At 63.7% G+C, this 24184-nt stretch carries 11 protein-coding genes; 6 read left to right on the top strand and 5 right to left on the bottom strand.

The window, feature by feature from the left end:
- Nucleotides 1–55 precede the first annotated feature (55 nt).
- From NKJ32_RS18760 to NKJ32_RS18740, 5 genes are all read right to left on the bottom strand, one after another.
- The gene (locus tag NKJ32_RS18760) at nt 56–1213 is read right to left on the bottom strand and encodes an ABC transporter permease (protein ID WP_023675848.1); all 1158 of its coding nucleotides are present in this window, start codon (nt 1211–1213) and stop codon (nt 56–58) included.
- An 11-nt stretch (nt 1214–1224) separates the two neighbouring features.
- Nucleotides 1225–2259, bottom strand: a complete 1035-nt coding sequence (locus tag NKJ32_RS18755; protein ID WP_023675847.1) for an ABC transporter permease — start codon at nt 2257–2259, stop codon at nt 1225–1227.
- 221 nt (nt 2260–2480) lie between these two features.
- Entirely contained in the window at nt 2481–4133 is a 1653-nt protein-coding gene (locus tag NKJ32_RS18750) for an ABC transporter substrate-binding protein (protein ID WP_023675846.1), read from the bottom strand.
- Nucleotides 4134–4394: 261 nt separating this feature from the next.
- Nucleotides 4395–10445, bottom strand: coding sequence for a translocation/assembly module TamB domain-containing protein (locus NKJ32_RS18745; RefSeq protein WP_352828429.1), 6051 nt, complete (start codon nt 10443–10445; stop codon nt 4395–4397).
- A complete protein-coding gene (locus NKJ32_RS18740; protein ID WP_352757365.1) occupies nt 10445–12370 on the bottom strand; it encodes an autotransporter assembly complex protein TamA in 1926 nt (641 codons plus the stop codon). The genes NKJ32_RS18745 and NKJ32_RS18740 overlap by 1 nt, the downstream gene beginning before the upstream one ends.
- Before the next feature lie 273 nt (nt 12371–12643).
- On the opposite strand from NKJ32_RS18740, the gene NKJ32_RS18735 reads away from it, so the two are divergent.
- The 6 genes from NKJ32_RS18735 (at nt 12644) to cysW (ending at nt 24164) form a co-directional block, all read left to right on the top strand.
- The gene (locus tag NKJ32_RS18735; RefSeq protein WP_352828426.1) at nt 12644–18124 is read left to right on the top strand and encodes an alpha-2-macroglobulin family protein; all 5481 of its coding nucleotides are present in this window, start codon (nt 12644–12646) and stop codon (nt 18122–18124) included.
- A gap of 214 nt (nt 18125–18338) precedes the next feature.
- The gene (gene pbpC, locus NKJ32_RS18730; protein WP_352828425.1) at nt 18339–20429 is read left to right on the top strand and encodes a penicillin-binding protein 1C; all 2091 of its coding nucleotides are present in this window, start codon (nt 18339–18341) and stop codon (nt 20427–20429) included.
- 42 nt (nt 20430–20471) lie between these two features.
- A complete protein-coding gene (locus tag NKJ32_RS18725) occupies nt 20472–21170 on the top strand; it encodes a M15 family metallopeptidase (RefSeq protein ID WP_352828423.1) in 699 nt (232 codons plus the stop codon).
- A gap of 218 nt (nt 21171–21388) precedes the next feature.
- On the top strand, nt 21389–22417 hold the full coding sequence (locus NKJ32_RS18720; protein ID WP_023675840.1) for a sulfate ABC transporter substrate-binding protein: 1029 nt from the start codon (nt 21389–21391) through the stop codon (nt 22415–22417).
- 18 nt (nt 22418–22435) lie between these two features.
- Nucleotides 22436–23287, top strand: coding sequence for a sulfate ABC transporter permease subunit CysT (gene cysT, locus NKJ32_RS18715; RefSeq protein WP_352621238.1), 852 nt, complete (start codon nt 22436–22438; stop codon nt 23285–23287).
- Complete coding sequence (gene cysW, locus NKJ32_RS18710; RefSeq protein ID WP_352621239.1) at nt 23280–24164, top strand: sulfate ABC transporter permease subunit CysW; 885 nt, start codon at nt 23280–23282, stop codon at nt 24162–24164. Before cysT ends, cysW begins: the two co-directional genes overlap by 8 nt.
- The last annotated feature ends 20 nt before the right edge of the window (nt 24165–24184 follow it).

Below are 24184 nucleotides of genomic sequence, written 5' to 3'. Positions count from 1 at the left end.
CCAATCCTTGTTCTTCAGGCATGTCGGGCCGAACCCGGCATCGATCTTCCCGGCATCAATCTTTCATAGACTGTTCGCGCAACGAATCCGCCAGGAGGTTGAGGCCGAGCACGAACGACATCAATGCGATCGTCGGCGGCAGCGCCGGGTGGATGAAGGAGCGCAGCAGCCGGCTGGCATCCTTGATCGCCGTGCCCCAGTCCGGGCTTTCCGGCGCCAGTCCCAGCCCGAAATAGCCGAGCGTGCCGAGCAGGATCGTGGTGTAGCCGATGCGCAGGCAGGCGTCGACGATCAGCGGCCCGCGCGCATTGGGCAATATCTCCCACAGCATTATGTACCAGGGCGATTCACCGCGCGTTTGTGCCGCCGCAACATAGTCGCGCGTTTTGATATCCATGACCAGGCCGCGCACGATGCGGAACACGCCGGGGCTGGAGGCGAACACCACCGCCACGAAGATGTTGAGCTGGTTGGGATCGATGTGGATGATCTTGAACGGATCGGCATCGAAGACAAGGCCTGCATAGATCCAGCCGCCAAGTACCAACGTCAGGCCAAGCAGGATATAGAGGCGGTCGGGGCGGTTCTTGTAGCGCGTCCAGAACAGCACACTGAAGAAGATGATCGGAAACAGGAAGAACAGCCCTGCCATCGCGTAGGGGATCGGCGTGTCCATGATGCCCGGCGTCACCAGCAGGTAGAACAGGAGGATCACCGGGAAGGCCAGCACAAGGTTGGCGAGGAAGGACAGCACCGTATCGATCTTGCCGCCATAATAGCCGGCCGGCAGGCCGAGCGTAATGCCGACCATCAGCGCAAAACCGGTCGCCGCCGGCGCGATGATCAGCACGATCTGGCTGCCATAGACCATGCGCGAGAACACGTCGCGGGCGAGCTTGTCGCCGCCGAAATAGTATACAAGTTTCGACGCCGGCTCGATTGCGCCCGGCAGCGCGTCCTTCATGATCGGCACTTGGGCGAGCGGATCGAAGGGCGAGATGGTCGACGCGAAGATCGCCGTAAACAGCCAGAACAGGCAGATGCCGACGCCGACGATGCCGACGCCGCTGTCGAAAAGCTGGCCGTAAAGGCCTAGCTTCTTCTTGTAGCCGAAGCTCGCCCCCATCACCAGGGCGAGAGCGATCCAGACCGGCCAGAAGCGGGTAAGCACGCCGAGTACGACGTTGAAGGCGCTGAGATATTCGACCTGCATCCGCCGGTCTCCTATTGAACTCTGATGCGCGGATTGAGAAACGCGTAGCCGACATCGGAGATGAGCTGTGTGATCAGGACGATAAACACCGAGACCAGCGAGCAGCCGAGCAGAAGATCGATGTCGTTGTTGCCGGCGGCCTCGACCAGCGTGTAGCCGAACCCCTGGTAGCGGAACATCACCTCGACGATGACGACGCCGGTGAGCAGCCAGGGGAACTGCAGCATGATGACCGTGAATGGCGCGATCAGCGCGTTGCGCAGAGCGTGCTTTATCACCACGCTGCCGAAGGAGAGGCCCTTCAGCCGGGCGGTTCGGATATATTGCTGTGTCATCACCTCCACCATCGAGGCGCGGGTCATGCGAGCGATGTAGCCGATGCCGTATATCGCCAGCGTCATCACCGGTAAGGTGAAATTATAGAAGGTGATGCCCTGGCTGGCCGAGGCCGCCGAACCGTTCAGCACGCCAAGCCAGGAGGCAAAGATCACGGTGAAGATAACGCCCGAAACATATTCGGGCGTCGCCGTCGAGGCGATCGAAGCCACCGACAATGTGCGGTCGGTGCGTGAACCCTCGCGCATGCCGGCGAGAATACCGATCAAAAGCGAGATCGGCACCATTACGGCCAGCACGCAGAGCATCAGGATGCCGGTGGCGCTGAGCGCCGGAAAGAGTTTCGAAGCGACCGTCGTCTTGAACTTGGTCGAGCAACCGAAATCGCCTTGCAGGATGCCGGAGAATGTCGGCACGACCGGATCGTTGCAGAAGGAGAAACGCTGTGCGGGCTTGCCGGTCGCCGGGTCGGTCACCGGCTGCTTGGGCATGATGCCCAGCCATTGGCCGTAGCGGATAAAGAAATTCTGCCGATAGCCATGGTTGACCAGCCAAGCCTCAAGCTGCTCGGCGGATGTGTGCATTTCGGTCTGGCTGATCGCGAGCTTCTTCAGATTAGGCCCGAGATTGACCAGGAAGAAGACGATCATCGTCAGGCACAGCATCGTCAATGCCATGGTGCCGAGACGCCTGATAACGAAAGAAAGCATGGCGGTCCCCTGCCGGTCGGGTTGGGGGGTGGAACCGGTTTGCAAGCCGTGCGCTGCCGCCAGCGGCAGAACAAGCCTTCAGACCAGTCCCAGATGCAATACCCTTTTTATTGCAGACCCAGGCCGAAGAGTCCGCAACTTTTTGCTGCGCCGACTTCCGGTCCAAGGACCATGCAAAGAGCGAGGGAAAGGGGCGAGACGCCCCTTTCCGGATCGTCCGGTCAGGCCTGCTCGAGCCAGACCTTGCCGTAGTCGCGCTCGAAGGTCGGGTGCATCTTGTAGTTCTGCACCGCCTTGACCGAATGGCTGTAGAGCTTGCGCCAATAAGGCTGGATGATAATGCCGGAATCCTGCAGGATCTGCTCGATGTCCTTCATCATTTCCTTGCGCTTGGCTGCGTCGGCAACCGCGAGCGCAGCGTTGAGCTTGGCATCCCACTCCGGATTCGACCAAGCCGTCTCATTCCAGGCTTCACCGGTACGATACCCGATCGCCAGAACCTGGACGCCGAGCGGCCGCATGTTCCAGTTGGTCATCGACAGCGGATACTTCGTCCAGTCGTTCCAGAAGGTCGAACCCGGCAGCACCGTACGTTTGACCTTGATGCCGGCGTCGCGCATCTGCGCGGCGATCGCATCGCCTGTGTTCTTGTGCCAGTCCTCGTCGACCGTGATCAGCTCGTGCTCGAAATCGGCCTGGCCGGCTTCCGCCATCAGCGCCTTTGCCTTCGCCGGGTCGCGAGCAACCTTCGGCAATTCGTAGTATTCCGGATGGATCGGGGCGACATGGTGGTTCTCGGCAACCGTGCCGGCATTGCCGTAGCCGAGCTGGAGGACGACAGCGTTGTCGACCGCGAGCTGCAGGGCGTTGCGAACCTTCTGGTCGCCGTAAGGCTTGTTGGCCACATTGGTGCGGCAGACGATCGTCGAGGCGGTGACGACCTCGGACTTCGCCAAGTCCATGCCGTCGAGGATCGACACATAGTCGGCCGAGGTTTCGAAATTGGTGTGCACTTCGCCTGCTTCGAAAGCGCTGACCATCGCCGCCGGATCGGTGCCGTAGTCGATGAACTCGATGCCGTCGAGGAAGACGTCACCATCCCACCATTTGTTGTCTTCGCGGCGCTTGTAGACCACTTTCTGGCCGACATCGTAGGAGACCAGCTCGAACGGCCCAGTGCCGATCGGGCAGGACTTGAAGTCGCCGCCTTTTTCGTCGAACGTCTTGTGGACGATGAGGCCGGGATAGTCGCACACGTTGGGAATGAGGGCGATATCCGGCTTGCTGAGCGTCAGCTTGATCGTGTGGTCATCGACCTTGGTCACCGCGCTCTCATCCAGCTTGTCGTCCTTGACCAGCGAACCGAGGCGACCCGGCATGGAATTGCCTTCGGCCTTCTTGTCGGCCCAACGCTTGAGGTTGAAGATGACGTCGTCTGCGGTGAACGGATCGCCGTTGTTCCAGGTGACGCCTTTGCGCACATGCAGCGTGTATTCGGTGGCGTCGTCATTCACGTCCCAGCTCTCCAGCAGATAGGGGCGGAACGTGTATTCGGTGGTGTATTTGACCAGCGGCTCGAGCGCCTGGCGCTCGGCATTGGCGATTTCCGACCAGTCGGACTTGCGCGGATCCTTCGGATCCTTAATCCATTGCGCGACCTTCAGTATCCCGCCTTTCTTGCCCTTCACCTCTTCCGCCTTGGCCGGCGTCGGGTCTGCAAGGCCAAGCATGCCATAGGCCATCGCCGTCGAGGCGCCGAAGACGCTGGCGAGAGCCAGAAATTCGCGACGATCCATCTTGCCTGCCTTGGCATCTTCGGCCATGGCCAGGATGTGATCGGGAACGCGGTCGCCGTTACTCTTGTAGATCGTCATGACTAACTCCCATTGTTGGCTTTCTGCCTTTTAACATTCCGCATCCGCGCCATGATGTCAAAGACGGCACGGATTGGGAACATGCCAAGGAATGTGCAACTTTGAAAGCAGGGCGGTTCGCGCGATAACGACAGTCTTGGCGCAAATTTGCTACTGCGCCAGGGATTTCGTCTGAAATCTCAACGGGCAATTAAACTGGGACATTCGCCGCTGCGCCGCTCGTTCTTCAGGCAACCAGTTGTTCTGCGCGAACGGCCGGTTTCAATATTCCCGTTCGTAGAAAACACCGCCTTTGGCTTCGCCGGCGTCGGTTGCCTCGCCACGCAGCTTGACGCCGCGCCCAACGTCGAGATCGACGGTTGCCTTACCCGAGCCCGGCCTGTCGCCCTTCTGGATCGTCACATAGGTACGGTCGTTGAGATACTTGCCCGCCGAGACGGCGGTGCCACCCTGTTCATCGGTGATTACGTCGAGATCGTCGACGCCGATTGCGCTGCGCAGGTTCTGCAGCAGGGAGGTCGAGCCGCCGACGCCGGCCAGTTGTCCGGCAGCCTCGGCAAGCTGCGCGATCTGCAGCGGCGACAGGTTCGACATCGAACGGCCGAAGATCAGCTGCGCCAGCACCTCATCCTCCGGCAACGCGGGTACCGAGGAGAAGGTGAATTTCGGGTTGTTCGCCTCGCCCGACACCACGATGGTCACGGTGGCGCTGGTCGTCTTCGATTGCGCCGTGAGATTGAGGTAGGGCACCAGAGAGCCGGAAAAGCCGACGGTGCCTTCGGTGAAGGTCAGCCGCTTGGCAAGGATCGTCAACCGCCCGCGCCGCAAGGTGAAGGTGCCGACCGCCTGGGGTGACGATGCCGGGCCGGTCAGCCGCAGCGAACCGCCGAGCTCGGCGTCGACACCCCTGCCCTGGATGAAGATCTGGCTCGGCGCATTGACTGTGACGTCGAGATTGAGGCCGCTGCCGCCGCCACCGCTGCTTGCAGCGGCCGGGCGCAACGCCTTGTCCTGCGCACGTACGGCGGCCGGCGCATTCTTGTGCTTGACGTTGAGCTCGGCCAGCGAGCCGGGCAGCTTTTCGGGTACGGTGATGACGGTCTTGGCCAAGTTGACGGTACCGGAAATCACCGGCGCGGAGATGAGCGGTCCCTTGACGGTCAGGTCGCCGCCAAGATTGGCAGTGACCACCTTGCCGTCGGTATAGCGGCCGTCGACGAGCTTGATCGACAGATCGGCTGGAAAACCCTTAGCCGGATCGATGCCGACGGTGCCGCTGGCCGAAAGGCTGCCGCGTGTCGACAGCGTGCCGGTCAGGCGATTGATCCTGGCCACGCCATTGCCGATAGCGACATCGGCAGTGATGTCGTTGATCGCAAGCCCCGAGCGCGCGTCGAGCAGGCGGGCGCCTGACGTGCGGACCGTGCCTGAGATCACCGGCGACGTCGCCGGGCCGCGCACCTGCACATCGACGTCGGCCGTGCCGCTCAGGGACAGGCCTTGCGCGGCGAGTGTCCTGGTGAGGAAGGCGAACGGCACCTTGCCGGAAAAGTTGAGATCAAGGGTGGGCCCGCCTGATGTCGTCATCGTGCCGCCGCCCTTGAGGCCGAGGCCGGCGGCATCGCTCATGTTGGCGTCGAACGTCAGTCTGTTGCCCGAATACGTACCTGAGGATGAAACGCCCATGCCGCCGAAACCTGCACCACGGGTCTGCGACGTCTGAACGCCTGCGGCGTCGATCTTGAAGGCAACGGCCGGATTGGCCGGCGCGCCCGTCACCTTCACCGTGCCTGAGATGGAACCGGCGGCATCGAGGCCCGGCGAAAAACTGTTGGCTATCGAGATCGGGATGCGGGCCAGCGTCGCGTTGAGGTCGAACGCCTGCCCAGCCTTGCCCGTGACCGTCGCCGTGCCGCCGCCGAGGTTGAGCACCAGCCTGTCGAGGCTGGTCACTCCATTGGCGATGTTGATGGTCGAGGCCTGGGCGATGGCCGCCTTGATGCCGCGGATGGTCGCCTCGCCGGAGGCAAGTTCGACCGTCGTCGTGCCCTTGACCGCCTTGACCCGGCCGGCCGCCCTCAGCGGAATATCCTTGACGGTGGCGCCACCGGAAAAGCCGGTCCATTCGCCGTCGCGCTTGAGATCGACGTTGACGCCCCGAATAGCCGTGCCGCCGGAAGTTACGCTGTCGGCACGGATTTTGCCCGAGATCACCGGTGCCGCCAGATAGTTGGCGATCAGCGCGTCGATGCTCACGGCCTTGGCCGAGACATCGCCGCGCGAGATCGAGGCCGTCGTCGCCTTGACGGCGACTTGCGGCACGGTACCCGCCTTGGAGAAGGCGATCGTGCCGCGCACATCGCCATCGGCCTTTTCCAGTGCCAGGGCCGCAAGCGGACCGATATCGGGCAGGTCGAGCGCCACGGTGCCGGCCGGCAGGAAGGCATCGTCGAGCGCCAGGTCGCCGGAGATACGGTTCTTGCCGAGCGACAGCAAAAGTCCATTGATGGCGCGTTTGCCGTCCGATGTCGCCAGCACGGCGCTGCCCTGCAGCGGTTGGCCGCCGACATTTCCGGTGAGTTGCACATTCGCAGCCGGGTTGGCGGCATCAGCCTTGCCGGTGGCAGTGAGCTTCAGACCGGTGATCTCGCGCGCCGCGACCGAAAGCCTGTCGCTGTTGATACTCAGCGACAGATCCGGCGCGGTGCTGGCGCCTTGCGCATTCAGCGCGAAAGAGATGGCGCCTTTGGCGTCCTTGGATAGCAGCGAGACGTCGCCTAGCGCGCCTTTGACGTCGGCGCTGAGCTTGTTGTCGGCAAGGCTCGCCTGGCCGTCTGCCGTCAGCGAACCGGACGACAGCCTGACGGTATTGGCGGTGACATTGCCATTGGCGTCCCGCTTCAGCGCGGCACTGAATTGCGTTCGCTCGGCGAGCACGCCACGTACCGACCCCGGCAGTGCCGCCGAGGCGGCGTCCGCCTTGACATTGAGGGCGATGGCGCCGTCGGCCAGCGAGACCCGCCCGTTGAAGCCGCTGTTCAACGCGTCGCTGGTCACCGTGCCGCTATCGATGACGATGGCATCGGCGGCAAGGCTGCCGGCGAGTTTGGCGGTGACCTTGCCGGCGATCAGCGGCGCGATAGTCGGATTGTCGAGGCCGATTTTTTCGGCAGTCACGGTGCCGGAGATCGGCCCGCTCCGGGCTTTCACGTCAAAGCGATCGGAGTGCAGCGCAAGCGTGATGCCCTCGATCTTAGCCAGATTGGTGGCGGCCGATGGCAGCGTCGCGGAAATGTCGAGCTTCGGCTGGGCGCCCTGCCCGGCCGCCGTTAGCGATATCGCCTGTAGCTCGAGCTTGATCGGGCTCTCCTTGCTGCCAAGTGACAACGGCAGGCTCGGACCGGTAGAGGCCAGGTCGAGCGAAAAATCGCTGGCACCGTTCGGATTGATGGTGCCGGCTGCCTTGCCGGAGATTTTCTCGCCGGCAAGCGTCGCCTGCTCGATGGCCAGGCCGCTGGCCGACGAGAAACGGCCTGCCGCGTCGAGATCCAGCGGCCCGAGGCCAGCCTGCCGGGTCTGGCTGGTTTCGGCGCCGCTGAGGCGGGCGGTGAAGCGAAATTCTGGTGCAGCCGACGATCCGGTGACCTGCGCGGTGCCGCTGAGCGCGCCGACGGCATCGAGACCCGGTGAAAAATCATTGGCAAGCGCTGCCGGCACCGCCGACAAGGTGGCAGCGAGATCGAGCGTCTGGCCGGCCGTACCCGACACGGCAACCGAACCACCGCCGACACCGAGCGCCAATTTCTCTATGCTCACCCTGCCATTGGCGATTGTCAGCGCTGATGGCTGCGCGACAGCTGCCTTGATGCCGCGGATGGTCGCCTCGCCCGAGGCAAGCTCGATGCTGGTGGTGCCGTTCGCAACCCTGACCCGCCCGGACGCGCTGGCCGGAATGCCGGCGACCGTGGCGCCGCCGCTAAAGCCGGTCCAGTCGCCATCGCGCTTCAGGTCGACATCGATGCCGCTGATCACCGTGGTTCCGGAGGTGATCGTGTCGGCCTTGATCTTGCCGGCGATTGCCGGTGCTTTGAGATAATTGGCGACCAGCGCGTTGACGGCGATTGTCTTCGCCGCCAGTTCGCCGCGCGAAATCACGGCGCTCGTCGCATCGATCGCGACCGTCGGCGCTCCGTTGTCGTTCGCAAAGCGGATGGTGCCGCGCACGTCGCCGGCTACCGACTGGCCCGCGAGTGCGGCCAGCGGAGCAATATCGGCGGCATCGAGGGTCAACGTGCCGAGCGGCAGCAGGTTGTCGTCGAGCCCGAGGTCGCCGGAGACCTTGTTGTCGGCTAACGAGACGGCAAGTCCATTGATGGAGCGCTTGCCGTCGGTTGTGACCAGCGATGCCTTGAGGTCGAGCGGCTGGTCGTCGACCGAGCCGGTCAGCGAGACATCGGCGGCTGGACTGGCGATATCGGCCTTGCCGCTCGCGCTCAGCTTGATCTGTTTCACCATATGACCGGACGCCGTCAGGCTGTCGCTGTTGGCCGAAACCGAGAAATCCGGAGCGCTGCGCGCGCCGCTTGCGGTCAGCGCGAAACCGACGGCGCCGCCGACCTTGGCGCCGACCAGCGGCGACAGCACCGATACGTCGCCCAGCGTACCCTTGATGTCGGCCCGGATATCGGTGCCTTGCGCACTGGCGGTGCCGCTGGCGCTAAGCGTGCCGGAGGTGAGTTGCAATGCGTTGGCGGCGAACGCACCGTCCGGGTCGCGTGTCGCGGTTGCGGAAAACTGCACGCGCTCGCCGAGAACCGAGCTGATTTGCGGCGGCAGCGCCGTCGAAGCCGCGTCGGCATTCATCTTGAGCGTCATCGACAGATCGGCAAGCGCCACTGTGGCTGTTACGGACGCATTGAGCGCGTCGCTGCGTAGCGTGCCGTCGTCGACGACAATCTGTTCCTTGCTGACGGAGCCGGCGAGACCGGCGCTGACCCTGCCCGTTATCAGCGGCGCCAAAGTCGCGACGTCGGTGTTCAGGTCGGCCGCCGTCAGCTTGATGGTGACCGGCCCGCTACGGTTCTGGATGTCGAAACCATCGGAATGCACTTGCCCGATCAGGTCGTCCACCCGCGTGCCGCCCGCCACCACCGAGACCAGCGACGCGCCGATATCGACCATCGGCGCCTTGCCACCGCCGAAAGCGCGGGCCGTGGCATCCTTGATCGCCACGGTTATCGGCTGCGCCTCGCTGCCGAGGCTGAGCACGATCGGCGGCCCCTTTGCGGCGAGCTTCACCGAAAGGTCGCTGGCGCCGTTCGGATCGACAATGCCTGTGGCGGTCGCGTGCACGGCGCCGCTGTCGATATTGGCGCGCTCGACATCGACGCCGCCGGCCGCGGTCGCTGTGCCGGCGAGGTCGAAGGTGGTCTTGCCGGCAAACAGCGGTTTCAGGGTTTCGGGCAGGAAGCGCTCGAATTCGCCATCGCCGTTGGCCTCGACATAATGACCCTTGTCGGTGAGCTGATGGCGACCGGTAAGCTGGGTGACGATCCGGCCGTCGACAACGAAGGTCCCTATGCCATTCCAGTTGGCGAGCGGTCCGGTGCCGGAAACGACAATGTTGACCGGCGGCGCGCCCGGCAGGTTGAGCAGGTTGGCGATGATGCCGCCGGCCGGCTCGGATGCCTTAAGGTCGAGGTCGAGCTTGTTGTCGGCCGGCGCGAAATGGGCTTTGGCGTCGACCGTGCCTTGCTTGCCGTCGTGGCGAACGATGTTGAGGTTGGTCTCGATCGCCAATGGTGAGGCGTCCGCCTTGAGCGCTCCCTTGGCTGCAAGTTCGGCGACACCGCTGCCGGCCAGAGCCTGCCCGAGCGCGATTTCGGGAAGGTCGAGTTGCCTGACGTCGATGGAAACCGGCAGCGTCGTCGCTCCGCTTTGGCTCGACTGTGTATTGGCCACCGGCAGCCTTGCCAACTCGATACGCTCGGCCCCAATGCGATCGGCGCTGAAGCTCTTCGACAGGAGTGCCAGCGGCGACCAATCGACGGCCACGTTGCGCGCCACCATCCAGGCGCCTTCGCGATCCTCCAGAACGACATGATCGACCCTCAGCGCGCCCGACCAGATGCCGTCGATGCCGACGACAGTGACCTTGCGATCACCGGTCGAGGCCATGGTCGAGATGATGCCGGCAAGGTTTTCGCGGCCGCGCTCGGTTTTGGTCAGCACGACGAGCGCCCCCACCGCCGCTGCCACGACGATGAGCAGCGTGTAGAAAAGGATACGGAGGATGCGCCTGAATATTGCCATCAGAATGCCTGGCCGATGCCGGCATAAATGCCGAAATGAGGATCGTCGGGGCCGCGGTTGAGCGGCACCGCCGCGTCGACGCGCAGCGGCCCGAACGCCGTCAGATAGCGCAAGCCTACACCCGCGCCGACCTTCATGTCCGAAAAATCGGGGACCTGCCTGGTCGACACCGTGCCGGCATCGACGAACGGCACGACGCCGATCTTGTCGGTGACGGCGATGCGCATCTCGACCGAGGTCTCGAAGAAGGAAAGCCCGCCGATCGGCTCTCCATTGCTGTCCTTCGGGCCGATGCCTTGATAGGCATAGCCGCGCACCGAACCGCCGCCGCCTGAGTAGAAGCGTCGATCTGCCGGAACATCTTGAAGACTGGCGCCGATGATAGAGCCGATGGCGACACGTTCGGCGAAAACGAATTTCGAGGCCGAATCGAGTGACTGGTAGGCCGACCCCTCGCCCTTCAGCTTGACAAACGCAGCCCCGCTCAAAATGTCGTAGCTAGGCTCGCCATAGGCCAGCACCCTGAAGCCCCGGGTCGGATTGAGCTTGCTGTCGCGATTGTCGTAGACATATTGCAGTGGAATGCTGGCGATCAGATAGGTCTGCTTGCCGAAAGCGTCGTGGATCCTCGAATAATCCAGCGCGACTTGCGCGGAAACCGTCTGCTTCTTGTCGAGTTCGTAGGATAGGCCGGTGCTGCCCTTGACCGAGAAATGGTCGTAGGCGTCGGGGTGCTCCAGCACGGTATTGACGCTGGCAATGAATTTCGACGCCGGCCCGACCACGCCCGGCTTTTCGAACATGACGCCGGCATTGTAATTGAGCTGGGTCAAGTCGTTGCTGCCGATGCCGCTGATCTTGCCGTCGATGCGCAGCTTTTCGGCGCGGCCAAACAGATTGCGATGCCCCCAATAGCCTTCGAGGCCCAGCCCTTCGGTGTTTGAGAAGCTGCCGCCAATGCCGAAATAGCGCGGCTTGCGTTCGCTTACCTGGACACCGATCGGGATGTTGCCCTCGGCGTCGAGGGCGTCGGCTTCCTTCACCGTCACGCTGTTGAAGACCTCGAGCCCGAGCAGCCGGTCGCGCGCATCGTCGATCTCATCGGGCGAATATTGGCGCCCGCGCTTAAGGCCGGTCATATATTCGGTGAAGTCGCGGTCGACCTTTTCCGTGCCCTCGACAGTGGTGTCGCCATAGCCGGCGACCGGGCCGGCCGCGACGGCAAGCGTCACGTCGAGCGTCGAACCGGCGTGCTCGGCGACGATCTCGCGGCCCGTCACCTTGGCCAGCGGCCTGCCTTCTTGCTTGAGTGCCCGCACGATCGCCGCCTCGGCCTTGAGCACGGCGCCCGAACTGGCGTCACCGCCGGCGATCAGGCCGAAATCGGCACTTGCCAGCCCCGCCGCATCGCCTTCCAGTCTGATGTTGCCAAGCGTGAATTTCGGCCCGGCTGCTATGCTTATCACCACCGGTATCGGCTGCGGACCCGAAAATTCGGCATCGGGCGGCAGATCGTCGAGCGGTTTGCCTTGGATCGTGATAGTGACCACACCCTCGTAGCGCGCGTCAGCGTAGAGTGCGGCAACAAGTTGCTCACGGTCACTGCGCGCCTTGGCCAGCAGGCCGAGAGAACCGGATACCGGGTGTTCCTCGTCGGCCTTCAGCGCCGAGGCGTTTTCGAGCTTCTCGGCGAGATCCTTGTCGGCGTCCGGCGCCTCGATCGTCACCGCATAGCGCAGCGGGTCGACGATATCGGCATCTTCGTCTTTGGATCCCCACAGCTTGATGCCGAAAATCTCGAAGGCTGCCGCACTTCCGGTTTCGGCAACAAGTGCCGTAGAGCACAACAATGCGAAAAGCAGGGCGCGCGAAAGCGCGCGCCGTGGCGCGGTTCCTCCCGACATCTGCCTTTCATACGCCGGCATTACGCTCCTAGCCTAGCTCGCAAACCTAAAATTGGAATGAAGTTCTGAAGCACTCGTAAAGGGGCCACAATCCAATTGCTGAAATAGACAGGGCTTGGAACTCACACCTTCTGCGTCGCCGCAAGAAAGCGTGATCCCCTGTCCTATGGAGCTACTACCGGTCACCGGCCGGAAAGCAAACCGTTGGCAGGCGGATCCTGCCGCGTCCCGATGTTGACAAGCGCGACTGAAGCTTGAAGATTTCTGGACGTAAGCACTTGTCTGGAGGGGTTTATGGCAATGCGCGCGGCTCGTGGTCTATCGATTCTTTTCCTTCTCTTTTTTGCCTGGAACGGTGTCGCGCAAGCGGCCGAAGCCCGGCGGGTGGTGACATCGGACAATTCCGACTATTTCGGTTTCGATCTCAGATCCGACCAGAATGTCAGCCTCGACCAGTGCAAGACCACCTGCCTCGGCGACCCGGCCTGCCGCGCCTTCACCTACAACCTCAAGGCCAAATGGTGCTTCCTTAAATCCGATTACAATTCGTTGAAACCCTTCGGCGGCGCCGTCGCCGGCAAGATCGTCAACATCGATGGCGATCCCGACATCGGCGCGCCACCCGAACTCGCCTTCTTCCCCAACTGGATGGCCGACCAGGCCCAGCAATACCGCAACAAGCTCACTGGCCCGACCTACACCAAGCCGACAGAAGGGCTGACGGCGCTAAGGGCCGCCGCCGAACAGTCGGCGCTGACGGGCGATCATCGCGCGGCCATGCACAAATACGAAGCGGCGGTTTCGGTGTTGCCTGATGATGGCCAGCTCTGGCTCGAGCTGGCGCGCGAAACGCTTGCCGTCCATCCGACCGCCAACAGCTCGGAGCCGTCGACCCTACCGGCGAACGCCACTTCCGCCGCCTTCAACGCCTACAAATTGCTGCGCACCACCAAGACGCGCGCCGACGTGCTGGCGCTGCTCGGGGACGGCCTTGATCGCCGCGATCTCTACAGGCCGGCCCTGCAGGCCTACGAGGCGAGCCTCGCTCTCGTCAATTCGCCGGCAGTCAGGGCCGCCTATCAGGATCTCAAGGCCCGCAAGGGCTTCCGCGTCATCGATCATACCGTCGATGCCGACACCAGCGCGCCACGCATCTGCGCGCAGTTCTCCGAGGAACTGGTCAAGACCGGCGTCGACTACTCGCAGTTCGTTACTGTCGACAACGCCGCTCCCAAGGGCGTCGAAGCCAAGGACAAGCAGATCTGCGTCGAAGGACTCGAGCACGGCCAACATTATGACGTGACCTTCCGCGCCGGCTTGCCGGCCGCCATTGGCGAAGTCACCGCGGCACCGGTGGTTCTGTCGATCTACGTGCAGGACCGCGCGCCTTCGGCCCGCTTCACTGGCGACAGCTTCGTGCTGCCCGCAGGCGCACGCCGCGGCATACCGGTCGTCACCGTCAACATGAATGCCGCCGAAATGAAGCTCTTCCGCATCGGCGACCGCTCGCTGGCCCAGCTTCTGTCGGGATATCAGTTCCTGCGCCAGCTTGACGGCTACGACATTTCGAACATCTCCGAACAGATGGGCGAGCCGGTCTGGCAAGGCCAGCTCGACATCGCCAACGACCTCAACAAGGAAGTCACCACCTCCTTCCCAATCGACGAGGCTTTGCCGAAGCGCAAGCCCGGCGTCTATGTGCTGACCGCACAAGCCGTCAACGATCGCAGCGACGACTATGATTCGCACGCCACGCAATGGTTCGTCGTCTCCGATATCGGCCTGTCGACCTATACCGGACAGGATGGGCTGAACGTCTTTGCCCGTTCGCTCGCAACCGCCAAGCCGATCGCCGGCGCCGAGCTGACGCTGCTGGCCAGGAACAATGAAATCCTCGGCACCGCGACCACCGACGCGGAAGGGCGGGCGGTGTTCAATCCCGGCCTGACGCGCGGCGACAGCGGCATGGCCCCGGCCGTGCTGATGGCCAAACAGGGCGACGACGATTTCGTCTTCCTCGATATGGGCCGCGCCGGCTTCGACCTGTCCGACCGTGGCGTCGCCGGACGGCCGGCACCTGGCGCGCTCGACGTCTATGCCTGGACCGAGCGCGGCATCTACCGCGCCGGCGAAGATGTCCATGTCGCGGCCCTTGCCCGCGACAGTGCCGCCAAGGCGGTCGAGAACCTGCCGCTGACCTTCATCTTCTCGCGGCCCGACGGCGTCGAGGACCGCCGCATCGTCAGCGATGGCGCATCGGCCGGTGGTCACGCGGTCGACCTGCCGCTGGAACCCAACGCCATGCGCGGCACCTGGACGGTGGCGATCCATACCGATCCCAAGCAGGCGGCGGTCGCCAGCCAGATGTTCCTGGTCGAGGACTTCGTACCGGACCGCATCGAGTTCGACCTGTCCTCCGACAAGCAGGAGATCGCGCAGGGCGAGACCGCCAACATTACCGTCGACGGCCGCTTTCTCTACGGCGCGCCGGCCGCGGGCCTCGCGCTCGAAGGCGAATTGACGCTGTCGACCGCCCGCGACTGGGATCGCTTCAAAGGCTATTCCTTCGGTCTGGCCGACGAACAGTCGGCGGAACCGACGGTGACGCCCTTCACCGGCCTGCCGGTGGTCGGCGAAAACGGCAAGGCGACCTTCCCTGTCTCCGTCGATCAATTGCCATCCACCACCAAGCTGGTCGATGCAAAGGTCACTGTCAGGATGCGTGAAACCGGCGGCCGTGCCGTCGAGCGCTCGCTGAATATCGGCATCCGCCCGCAGGGCCACATGATCGGCATCCGCCCGGATTTCGACGACGACGAGGTGCCGCAAGGCGGCACGGCCAAGTTCAGCCTGATCGCTGTCGACCCAGACGGCAAGCGTGAGGCGCTGAAGGGCGCGCAGTGGTCGCTGGTCAAGGTCGAGCGCAGCTACCAGTGGTACCGCTCGAGCAACTCCTGGAACTATGAGCCGGTCACCTTCACCAAGGCGGTGGCCAACGGCCAGGTCGACCTGAGCGCCGATGGCGAGGCGACGGTGTCGCTGCCGGTCGACTGGGGCCGCTACCGGCTCGAGATCGAGACAGCGGATCCGGAAGGCCCGGCCACCAGCTACGAGTTCGACGCCGGCTGGTATGTCAGTTCCACCACCACCGAAACGCCCGACGGCCTCGAGATCGCCCTCGACAAGGATACCTATGCGGCGGGCGAAGTGGCCAAGCTCAAAGTGTCGCCGCACTTTGCCGGCGAGCTGCTCGTCACCATCGGCGCCGACAAGCTCCTGAAGACCGTCACCGCCAGCGTGCCGGCCGGCGGCAGCACCGTCGACATCCCGGTCGGCGACGACTGGGGTGCCGGCGCCTACGTCACGGCAACGCTGTTCAGGCCGGGCGATGCGCAAGAGACACGCATGCCGGCGCGCGCCATCGGCGTCAAATGGCTGAAGCTCGATCCCGGCTCGCGGAAGCTTGCCGTCAGCTTGGCGCCGCCGGACAAGACCATGCCGCGCCAGCAGCTGTCGATCCCGGTGGCCGTAGCCGGCGTGCAGCCCGGCACCAACGCCTATGTCATGGTCGCGGCCGTCGACGTCGGCATCCTCAACCTGACCAACTACAAGGTTCCGGATCCGGAGAACTGGTTCTTTGGCCAGCGCATGCTCGGTCTCGAGGTTCGCGACATCTATGGCCGGCTGATCGACGGCTCGCTGGGCACAACCGGTAAGCTGCGCACCGGCGGCGACGGCGCCAACATGCAATCGCAAGGCAGTCCGCCGACCGAAAAGCTGGTCGCCTTCTTCTCCGGCCCGGTCCAGCTCGACGCCGACGGCAAGGCGCGGATCGACTTCGACATTCCGCAGTTCAACGGCACCGTGCGCGTCATGGCCGTCGCCTGGACAAAGGAAGCAGTCGGCCATGCCCAGTCCGACGTCATCGTTCGCGATCCGGTGGTGATCACCGCCGGCCTGCCGCGATTCCTGGCGCCCGGCGATTCCGCCGTCATGCGGCTCGACATCGCCGACACCGACGGCCCCGCTGGCGACTACAAGCTGACCATCGACACGACGGGCGACCTGTCTACCGGCAGTGCCGCCTTGCCTGAAAAGCTGACGCTGGCCAAAGGCAAGCGGCAGACGCTGACCGTGCCGTTGATTGCGCAGACCGCGGGCAACGCCTCGATCACCATCAAGCTTGCGCATGCCGACGGCACCGCCGTCGAGCAGACGCTCTATGTGCCGGTGCGCCCAGCGCAACTGCCTGTGACCACCCGCATGGTCGTCGACCTCAAGGGCAATGGCGGCGCGCTGCGCGTCGACAAGGAACTGCTGGCGGCAAGCCTGCTCGATGGCGCTTCGGTCAGCGTCGGCGTTTCGCAGGCGGCTGCCTTCGATGTACCGTCGCTGCTGATGACGCTCGACCGCTATCCCTATGGTTGCGCCGAACAGACCACCAGCCGCGCCATGCCGCTTCTCTACGTCAACGAGATGGCTTCCGGCATCGGCATGGCCAGCGACCCCGATCTGCATGGCCGCGTCCAGGACGCCATCTACAAGGTGCTGAGCTATCAGGCCTCGGCCGGCAGCTTCGGCCTGTGGGGTCCGGGTTCCGGCGATCTGTGGCTCGACGCCTATGTCACCGATTTCCTCACCCGGGCGCGCGAGCAGAAATACGACGTACCGGCCCTGGCGATGAACCAGGCGCTGAGCAATCTGCAGAACGCGATCGGCTACGATCAGGACGTCCAGGATCGCGGCAGCGAGATCGCCTATGCGCTCTATGTGCTTGCCCGCAACAAAAAGGCCTCGGTCGGCGATCTGCGTTATTATGCCGACACCCAGCTCGAAGCCTTTACCAGCCCGATGGCCGTCGCCCAACTGGCGGCGTCTCTCGCGCTCTACGGTGACACCCAGCGCTCGGAGGCAACCTTCCAGGCCGCGCTGCAACTGGCCAAGTCGACGCCCGAATATGACTATTACCGGTCCGACTATGGCTCGCCACTGCGCGACGGCGCGGCGATCCTGGCGCTTGCCGCGGAAAGCAAGCCGGTGCCGACCATCGTGCCGGCGCTGATCCAGCTGGTGACCAGGGAACGCGCCGACGCCAGGTGGACCAGCACACAGGACGAGTCCTGGATGCTGCTGGCCGCCCGCGCGCTGAAGGCCGGCAATGATTCGATCGCGCTGACCGTCAACGGCGCACCGCATGCCGGCGGCTATTCGGACCAGATCGCCGGTGGCGACCTGGCCGACAGTCCGCTGACCATCGTCAACACCGGCAGAAATCCGCTGCAGGCGGTCGTCACCACCGTGGCCTCGCCGATCCAGCCTCTGCCAGCCGGCGGCAACGGCTTTACCATCAGCCGTACCTACTACAAGCTAGACGGCACAGAGGCCAACGTGACGGAGGTCAAGCAGAACGAACGCTATGTCGTCGTGCTCAAGGTTTACGAGCAGAACACCTGGCCTTCGCGACTGCTGATCACCGACCTGTTGCCGGCCGGCTTCGAGATCGACAATCCGGGCCTGGTCTCCAGCGCCCAATTGACGAACTTCTCCTGGCTGGCGCAGACTGATGCCGCCCATCTCGAATTCCGCGACGACCGTTTCGTCGCGGCTTTCAATCCCAACGACGGCGATGGCGACCGCAACATCACACTCGCCTACGTCGTGCGCGCGGTGACGCCGGGCACCTACGCCCACCCGGCGGCAACGATCGAGGACATGTACCGGCCGCAATATTCGGCTCGCACCGCCACCGGCATGATGGAGGTCAAGGCGCCGTAAGGCAAAAAATAGCGGATAGGAATATGGCGATGGCGCTGCCCCTCATTGCCCTGCCGGGCATTTCTCCCCGTATAGAGACGGGGAGAAAGAGCCATGCGCCGAAGTTTTCGCCGAACTTTAACGTCGCAGAAAAGGCGCCAAGGGTCGCGACAGCCCCCTTCTCCCCGTCACTAAACGGGGAGAAGGTGCCGGCAGGCGGATGAGGGGCGGCGCCATGCTCTCCAGAAAATTCCTGCGCCGAGCGGCCATCACGGGCATTTCCTTGGTCGGTCTCGCTGCAATCACCGCCGCCGCCCTCTGGCAGCTCGACCGCGCTTTTCCGCCGCCGCTGCCGGCTGCTTTGGCGGTCTCGACCGAGGTGCAGGACCGAGACGGCCAGCTGCTGCGCGCCTTCGCTACGCCGGATGGCTACTGGCGGCTCGCTACCAGCCTGGACCAGGTCGACAAGCAGTTCGTCGACATGCTGGTCACCTATGAGGACAAGCGTTTCTGGGATCATCAAGGCGTCGACGTGCTGGCTCTGGCGCGTGCCGCCGGCCAGTTCGCGACCAGCGGCCATATCGTCTCCGGTGGTTCGACGCTGCCGATGCAACTCGCCCGGCTGATCGAACCGCGCGACAGCCGCAGCCTCGGCTCGAAGATCAAGCAGATGCTGCGCGCCCTCCAGATCGAACGGCGGCTTTCCAAGCGCGAGATCCTCGAACGCTATCTGACGCTGGCGCCCTATGGCGGCAATCTCGAAGGTGTGCGCGCCGCTTCGCTTGCCTATTTCGGCAAGGAGCCGAAACGGCTGACGGTCTCGGAGGCGGCCCTGCTCGTCGCTTTGCCGCAATTGCCGGAAAAGCGGCGCCCTGACCGCAACCTCGACGTCGCCCATGCCGCCCGCGACCGCGTGCTGACCCGCATGGTCTCGGCAGGCCTGCTCGGCGAACGTGAAGCCGCGCGTGCCGCGCTCGACGATGTGTCGGGGCTGCGGCGGACCTTGCCGGCGCTCGCTGCCCATGCGGCCTATACGATGCTGTCCAAGGCCATTCCCGGCCAGAAGCTGCAACTGACGATCCGCAAGAGTGTCCAGGAAGGGCTGGAGCAGGTGGCCAAGGATGCGGCCGCCAGGCTCGGCCCTCGCCTCTCGGTGGCCATGGTACTGGCCGATGCCCGTACCGGCGATATTCTTGGTGAGGTCGGCTCTGCCGATTTCTTCGATGCCAGCCGTTCGGGCTGGATCGACATGACCAAGGTCGTTCGCTCGCCTGGCTCGACGCTGAAGCCGTTCATCTACGGCCTCGCCTTCGAACAGGGCCTGGTGGCGCAGGAGATGCTGATCGAGGACAGCCCAGCCGATTTCTCCGGGTATCGGCCGAAGAACTTCGACATGGGCTATCAGGGCGATGTCAGCATCAGGCAGGCGCTGCAATTGTCGCTCAACGTGCCGGCGATCCGCGTGCTCGACGCGGTCGGCCCGGCCCGGCTGATGGCACGCTTTCGCCAGGCCGATGTGACCCCTATCCTGCCCGTCAACGAAGCGCCCGGCCTGGCGATCGGCCTCGGCGGCGTCGGGGTGACCCTGCGCGACCTGGTCCAACTCTATGCCGGCCTTGCCAATGGCGGCAAGGCACACACGCTGCATGACGGCACCGAGCCGGCGAATGCCGAACGCTCGACCACCACCATCCTCGACGGGCAGGCGACCTGGCAGATCACCGACATCCTGTCAGGCGTCAAGCCTCCCCAGGGTGCCGCCCAACGCGGCATCGCCTACAAGACCGGCACCTCCTACGGCTATCGCGACGCCTGGTCGGTCGGCTTCGACGGCCGCTACGTGCTCGGCGTCTGGGTCGGCCGCCCCGACGCCGGCGCTGTGCCCGGCCTGTCCGGCTATGTCTCGGCTGCGCCCATCCTGTTCGAAGGTTTTGTCCGTTCCAGCCTGGCCGCCGTACCGCTGCCGAGCCAGCCGTCCGGCGTCCGGCGGCCGAAGCGCGAGGTGCTGCCGGTGACGCTGACGCGCTTCGGCGCCGGCGCCGATGGGCTGGTACAGGCGATGCCGACCGAACCTGCGCCAACCATCATCTTTCCGCCCGACGGCGCTCGCGTCGATCTCGGCACTTCCTCGGCCGACCCCTCGCCGCTGGTGCTCAAGCTGCAAGGCGGCCGCGCACCATTCCGCTGGCTGGCCAACGGCAAGCCGCTGGTCGGCATCGACCGGCGGCGCACCGCGACCTGGCAGCCGGACGGCGCCGGCTATTCGACCCTAACCGTGATCGACGCGGCGGGACGCGCGGCCAGTGTGAAGGTTTTCGTCGAGTGAAAGTTTCCCTTGAATAATTTCCGGCAGGTGATTCAGGGGATTGTGTTTTACGTCTTGCTTTCGGCCGCCGGTACTTTCTCGGCGTCTGCTGACGCGCTGCCCGCCAGCTTTGTTCGGCTAGCCGACATCGATCCCAATATCCGGCAGGATATCCGCTATGCCGGCCTCGAAAATTTCCTGCATCGCAAGGTAAGCGGCTACGATGCGCCGGTATGCGTCCTCACCAGGCAAGCGGCGCAAGCGCTTTCGGCAGTGCAGAAAGCGATTGCCGCCGAAGGGCTGACGCTGGTCGTGTTCGACTGCTATCGCCCTGCGCGGGCTGTCTCCGACATGGGTGACTGGACAAAAACGAGTGGACCACCGGACCCGCAGTGGTACCCAAAGGTCAAGCGCAAGGATCTCATCGCCAAGGGCTATATCGGCGAACTGTCCACCCATTCGCGCGGATCGACGGTCGATGTCGCGATCGCGCGAGCCGACCGCAAGAGCGCTCCGAAACCGTCCTGCGGCGCGACCGATGCCGACACGCTCGATTTCGGCACGGGTTTCGACTGTTTCGATCCAGCGAGCGAAACGGCTCACCGATCCATAGCCAGTGAAGCGGCGGCTAACCGCAAAAGACTTGTCGAGGCGATGCGTGCCGGCGGCTTCAAGAATTACGCCCGCGAATGGTGGCACTTCACGCTGGAGAAGGAGCCGTTTCCAAAAGAGCGCTTCAACTTTCCCGTTACCGCCGAATAGCCGGCCGAAACCTTCGGGCGCGACGCAGCCATTGCCGAAAAGCTAGCCGTCTCTAGATAATCGCGTCGGGAGCGCGATCATGGTCCATGCGGGGAAAATAGTTTCTCGCATCGCCGAAACTAGGCGAAAAATTGCTTCAATAGGCCAAAAAAGGCAACATTGAATGCATCTAAATTCTATCAATTCGGTAGATTGGCGCGAGTTCAACGGAGGCGGAAATGACCAAACCTCATTTCAGGAAACTGCTCGGCGCACTGGTCGCCACGTCTGTCCAGTTCGGCACGCTCGGTTTCGCGTTTGCCGACACCACCATTCTCAACGTGTCCTATGATCCGACGCGTGAGCTCTACAAACAATTCGACGAGGCCTTCACCGCCCACTGGAAGGCCGAGACAGGCGAGACGGTCACCGTCCAGCAGTCGCATGGCGGGTCGGGCGCGCAGGCTCGCGCCGTGATCGACGGCCTCGACGCCGACGTGGTGACGCTGGCGCTCGAAGGCGATATCAACGCCATTGTCTCGAAAGCGAAGAGGATCAATCCCGACTGGCGGACGAAATTCGAAAACAATTCGGCGCCCTACACCTCGACCATCATCTTTCTCGTCCGCAAGGGAAACCCCAAGGGCATCCATGACTGGGGCGATCTGGTCAAGGACGACGTCCAGGTGATCACGCCGAATCCCAAGACCTCCGGTGGTGCGCGCTGGAACTATCTCGCCGCCTGGGCCTATGCCAGCGCCAAGGATGGCGGCGACGAGGCCAAGACCAAGGAATTCGTCGGCAATCTCTATGCGCATGTCCCGGTTCTCGACACCGGTGCGCGCGGCGCAACCGTGACCTTCGCGCAAAAAGGGCTGGGCGACGTGCTGCTCGCCTGGGAAAACGAGGCCTATCTGGCGCTCGACGAGTTCGGCGCCGACAATTTCGATATCGTCTACCCGCCGACCTCGATCCTGGCCGAGCCGCCGGTCGCCGTGGTCGACGCTAATGTCGACGCCAAAGGCACGCGGAAAGTTGCCGAAGCTTATCTGAGCTATCTCTATTCCAAGGAAGGCCAGACGCTCATCGCCAAAAACCATTATCGCCCTTCGAAGCCCGAGTTGGTGCCGGCGGAGGACTTGGCCAAGCTGCCTGAGATCAAGCTGATCACCATCGACGACCCGCTTTTTGGCGGCTGGAAGAAGGCACAGCCTTATCATTTCGGCGATGGTGGTATATTCGACCAGATCTACAAGCCGGCCCAGTAGCATTTAGATCAGGACGACATGACCACAGCACCCGCCAAGGCGAGGTGGCGATTCAGGCAGCCGAGCGTCATTCCGGGTTTCGGATTGACGCTCGGCTTCTCGCTTGCCTACCTCACCCTCATCATCCTCATCCCCCTGTCCGGGCTGATCTGGCGCTCGGCGGCGCTCGGCTGGACCGACTTCTGGGCGATCGTCACCGACCGCCGCACCATCAACGCGCTTGAAATCAGCTTCGGCACCGCCTTCGTTGCCGCCGCCGTCAACGTCGTCTTCGGCACGATCGTCGCGTGGGTGCTGGTGCGCTACAGCTTTCCAGGCCGCCGCATCGCCGATGCCATGGTCGACCTGCCCTTCGCGCTGCCGACGGCGGTTGCCGGCATCGCGCTGACCACGCTTTACGCACCGAACGGCTGGATCGGAAGCCTGCTGACGCCGCTCGGCATTAAGGTCGCGTATACGCCGCTCGGCATCGTCATCGCGCTGGTCTTCATCGGTCTGCCCTTCGTCGTGCGCACCGTGCAGCCGATCATGGAGGAGATCGACAAGGAGGTAGAAGAAGTGGCCGCCACGCTCGGCGCCAATCGCTTCCAGATCATCAGCCGCGTTCTACTACCCGGACTGGCGCCTGCCATCGTCACCGGTTTCGCGCTGGCCTTCGCGCGCGGCGTCGGCGAGTACGGTTCCGTCATCTTTATCGCCGGCAACCTGCCGTTCAAATCCGAGATCGCGCCGCTTCTGATCGTCATCCGGCTGGAGGAATATAATTACGCCGCGGCGACCGCGATAGCGGCGATCATGCTGGCGCTGTCCTTCGTCATGCTGCTGGTCATCAACCTGGTGCAGACCTGGAGCCGCAAGCGCTATGGCTGACCCGGAGATCAAATCCTACGCGCCGCACCATGAAAGCCAGTCGCCGGCGGTGACCGAGAGCCGCACGGCGAGAACCGTGCTGATGATCGTGACCTTTGCCTTCCTCGGCATTTTCCTGCTCCTGCCGCTGATAATCGTCTTCAAGGAAGCTTTCGCCAAAGGTATCGAGGCCTACACACAGGCGCTGAGCGAACCGGACACGCGCTCGGCGATCCGCCTGACGCTTCTGGTCGCGGCGATCTCGGTGCCGCTCAACATCGTCTTCGGTATTTCCGCCGCCTGGGCGATCGCCAAGTTCGAGTTCAAGGGCAAGGCGTTCCTGACCACACTGATCGACCTGCCGTTTTCGGTCTCCCCGGTCATTTCAGGCCTGGTCTATGTACTTCTGTTCGGCGCGCAAGGCCTGCTCGGCGCCTGGCTCAAGGCGCATGGCATCGTCATCCTGTTTGCCGTGCCGGGCATCGTGCTGGCCACCGTCTTCGTCACCTTCCCCTTCGTCGCCCGCGAATTGATCCCGCTGATGCAGGAACAGGGCAATGGCGACGAGGAGGCTGCCCTGTCGCTCGGGGCCAACGGCTGGCAGGCGTTCTGGTACGTGACGTTGCCCAACGTCAAATGGGGATTGCTCTACGGCGTGTTGCTGTGCAATGCCCGTGCCATGGGCGAGTTCGGCGCGGTCTCGGTCGTGTCGGGCCACATACGCGGGCTAACCAACACCATGCCGCTGCATGTTGAAATCCTTTATAACGAGTACAATGCCGCCGCCGCCTTTGCCGTCGCTTCGCTGCTTGCCGGCCTGGCGCTCGTCACGCTGGTCTTGAAAACACTTCTCGAGATGCGCTACGGCGCCGAGATCGCCGCGACGCGCGGACACTGACAAATGCATGTCGCCCAAAA

Origin of the sequence: Mesorhizobium sp. M0159, from assembly GCF_040322295.1 — a bacterium.
Classification (GTDB): domain Bacteria; phylum Pseudomonadota; class Alphaproteobacteria; order Rhizobiales; family Rhizobiaceae; genus Mesorhizobium.
Note: the sequence above shows the minus strand (reverse complement) of the source record. Positions and strands in the feature narration are given on the sequence as shown.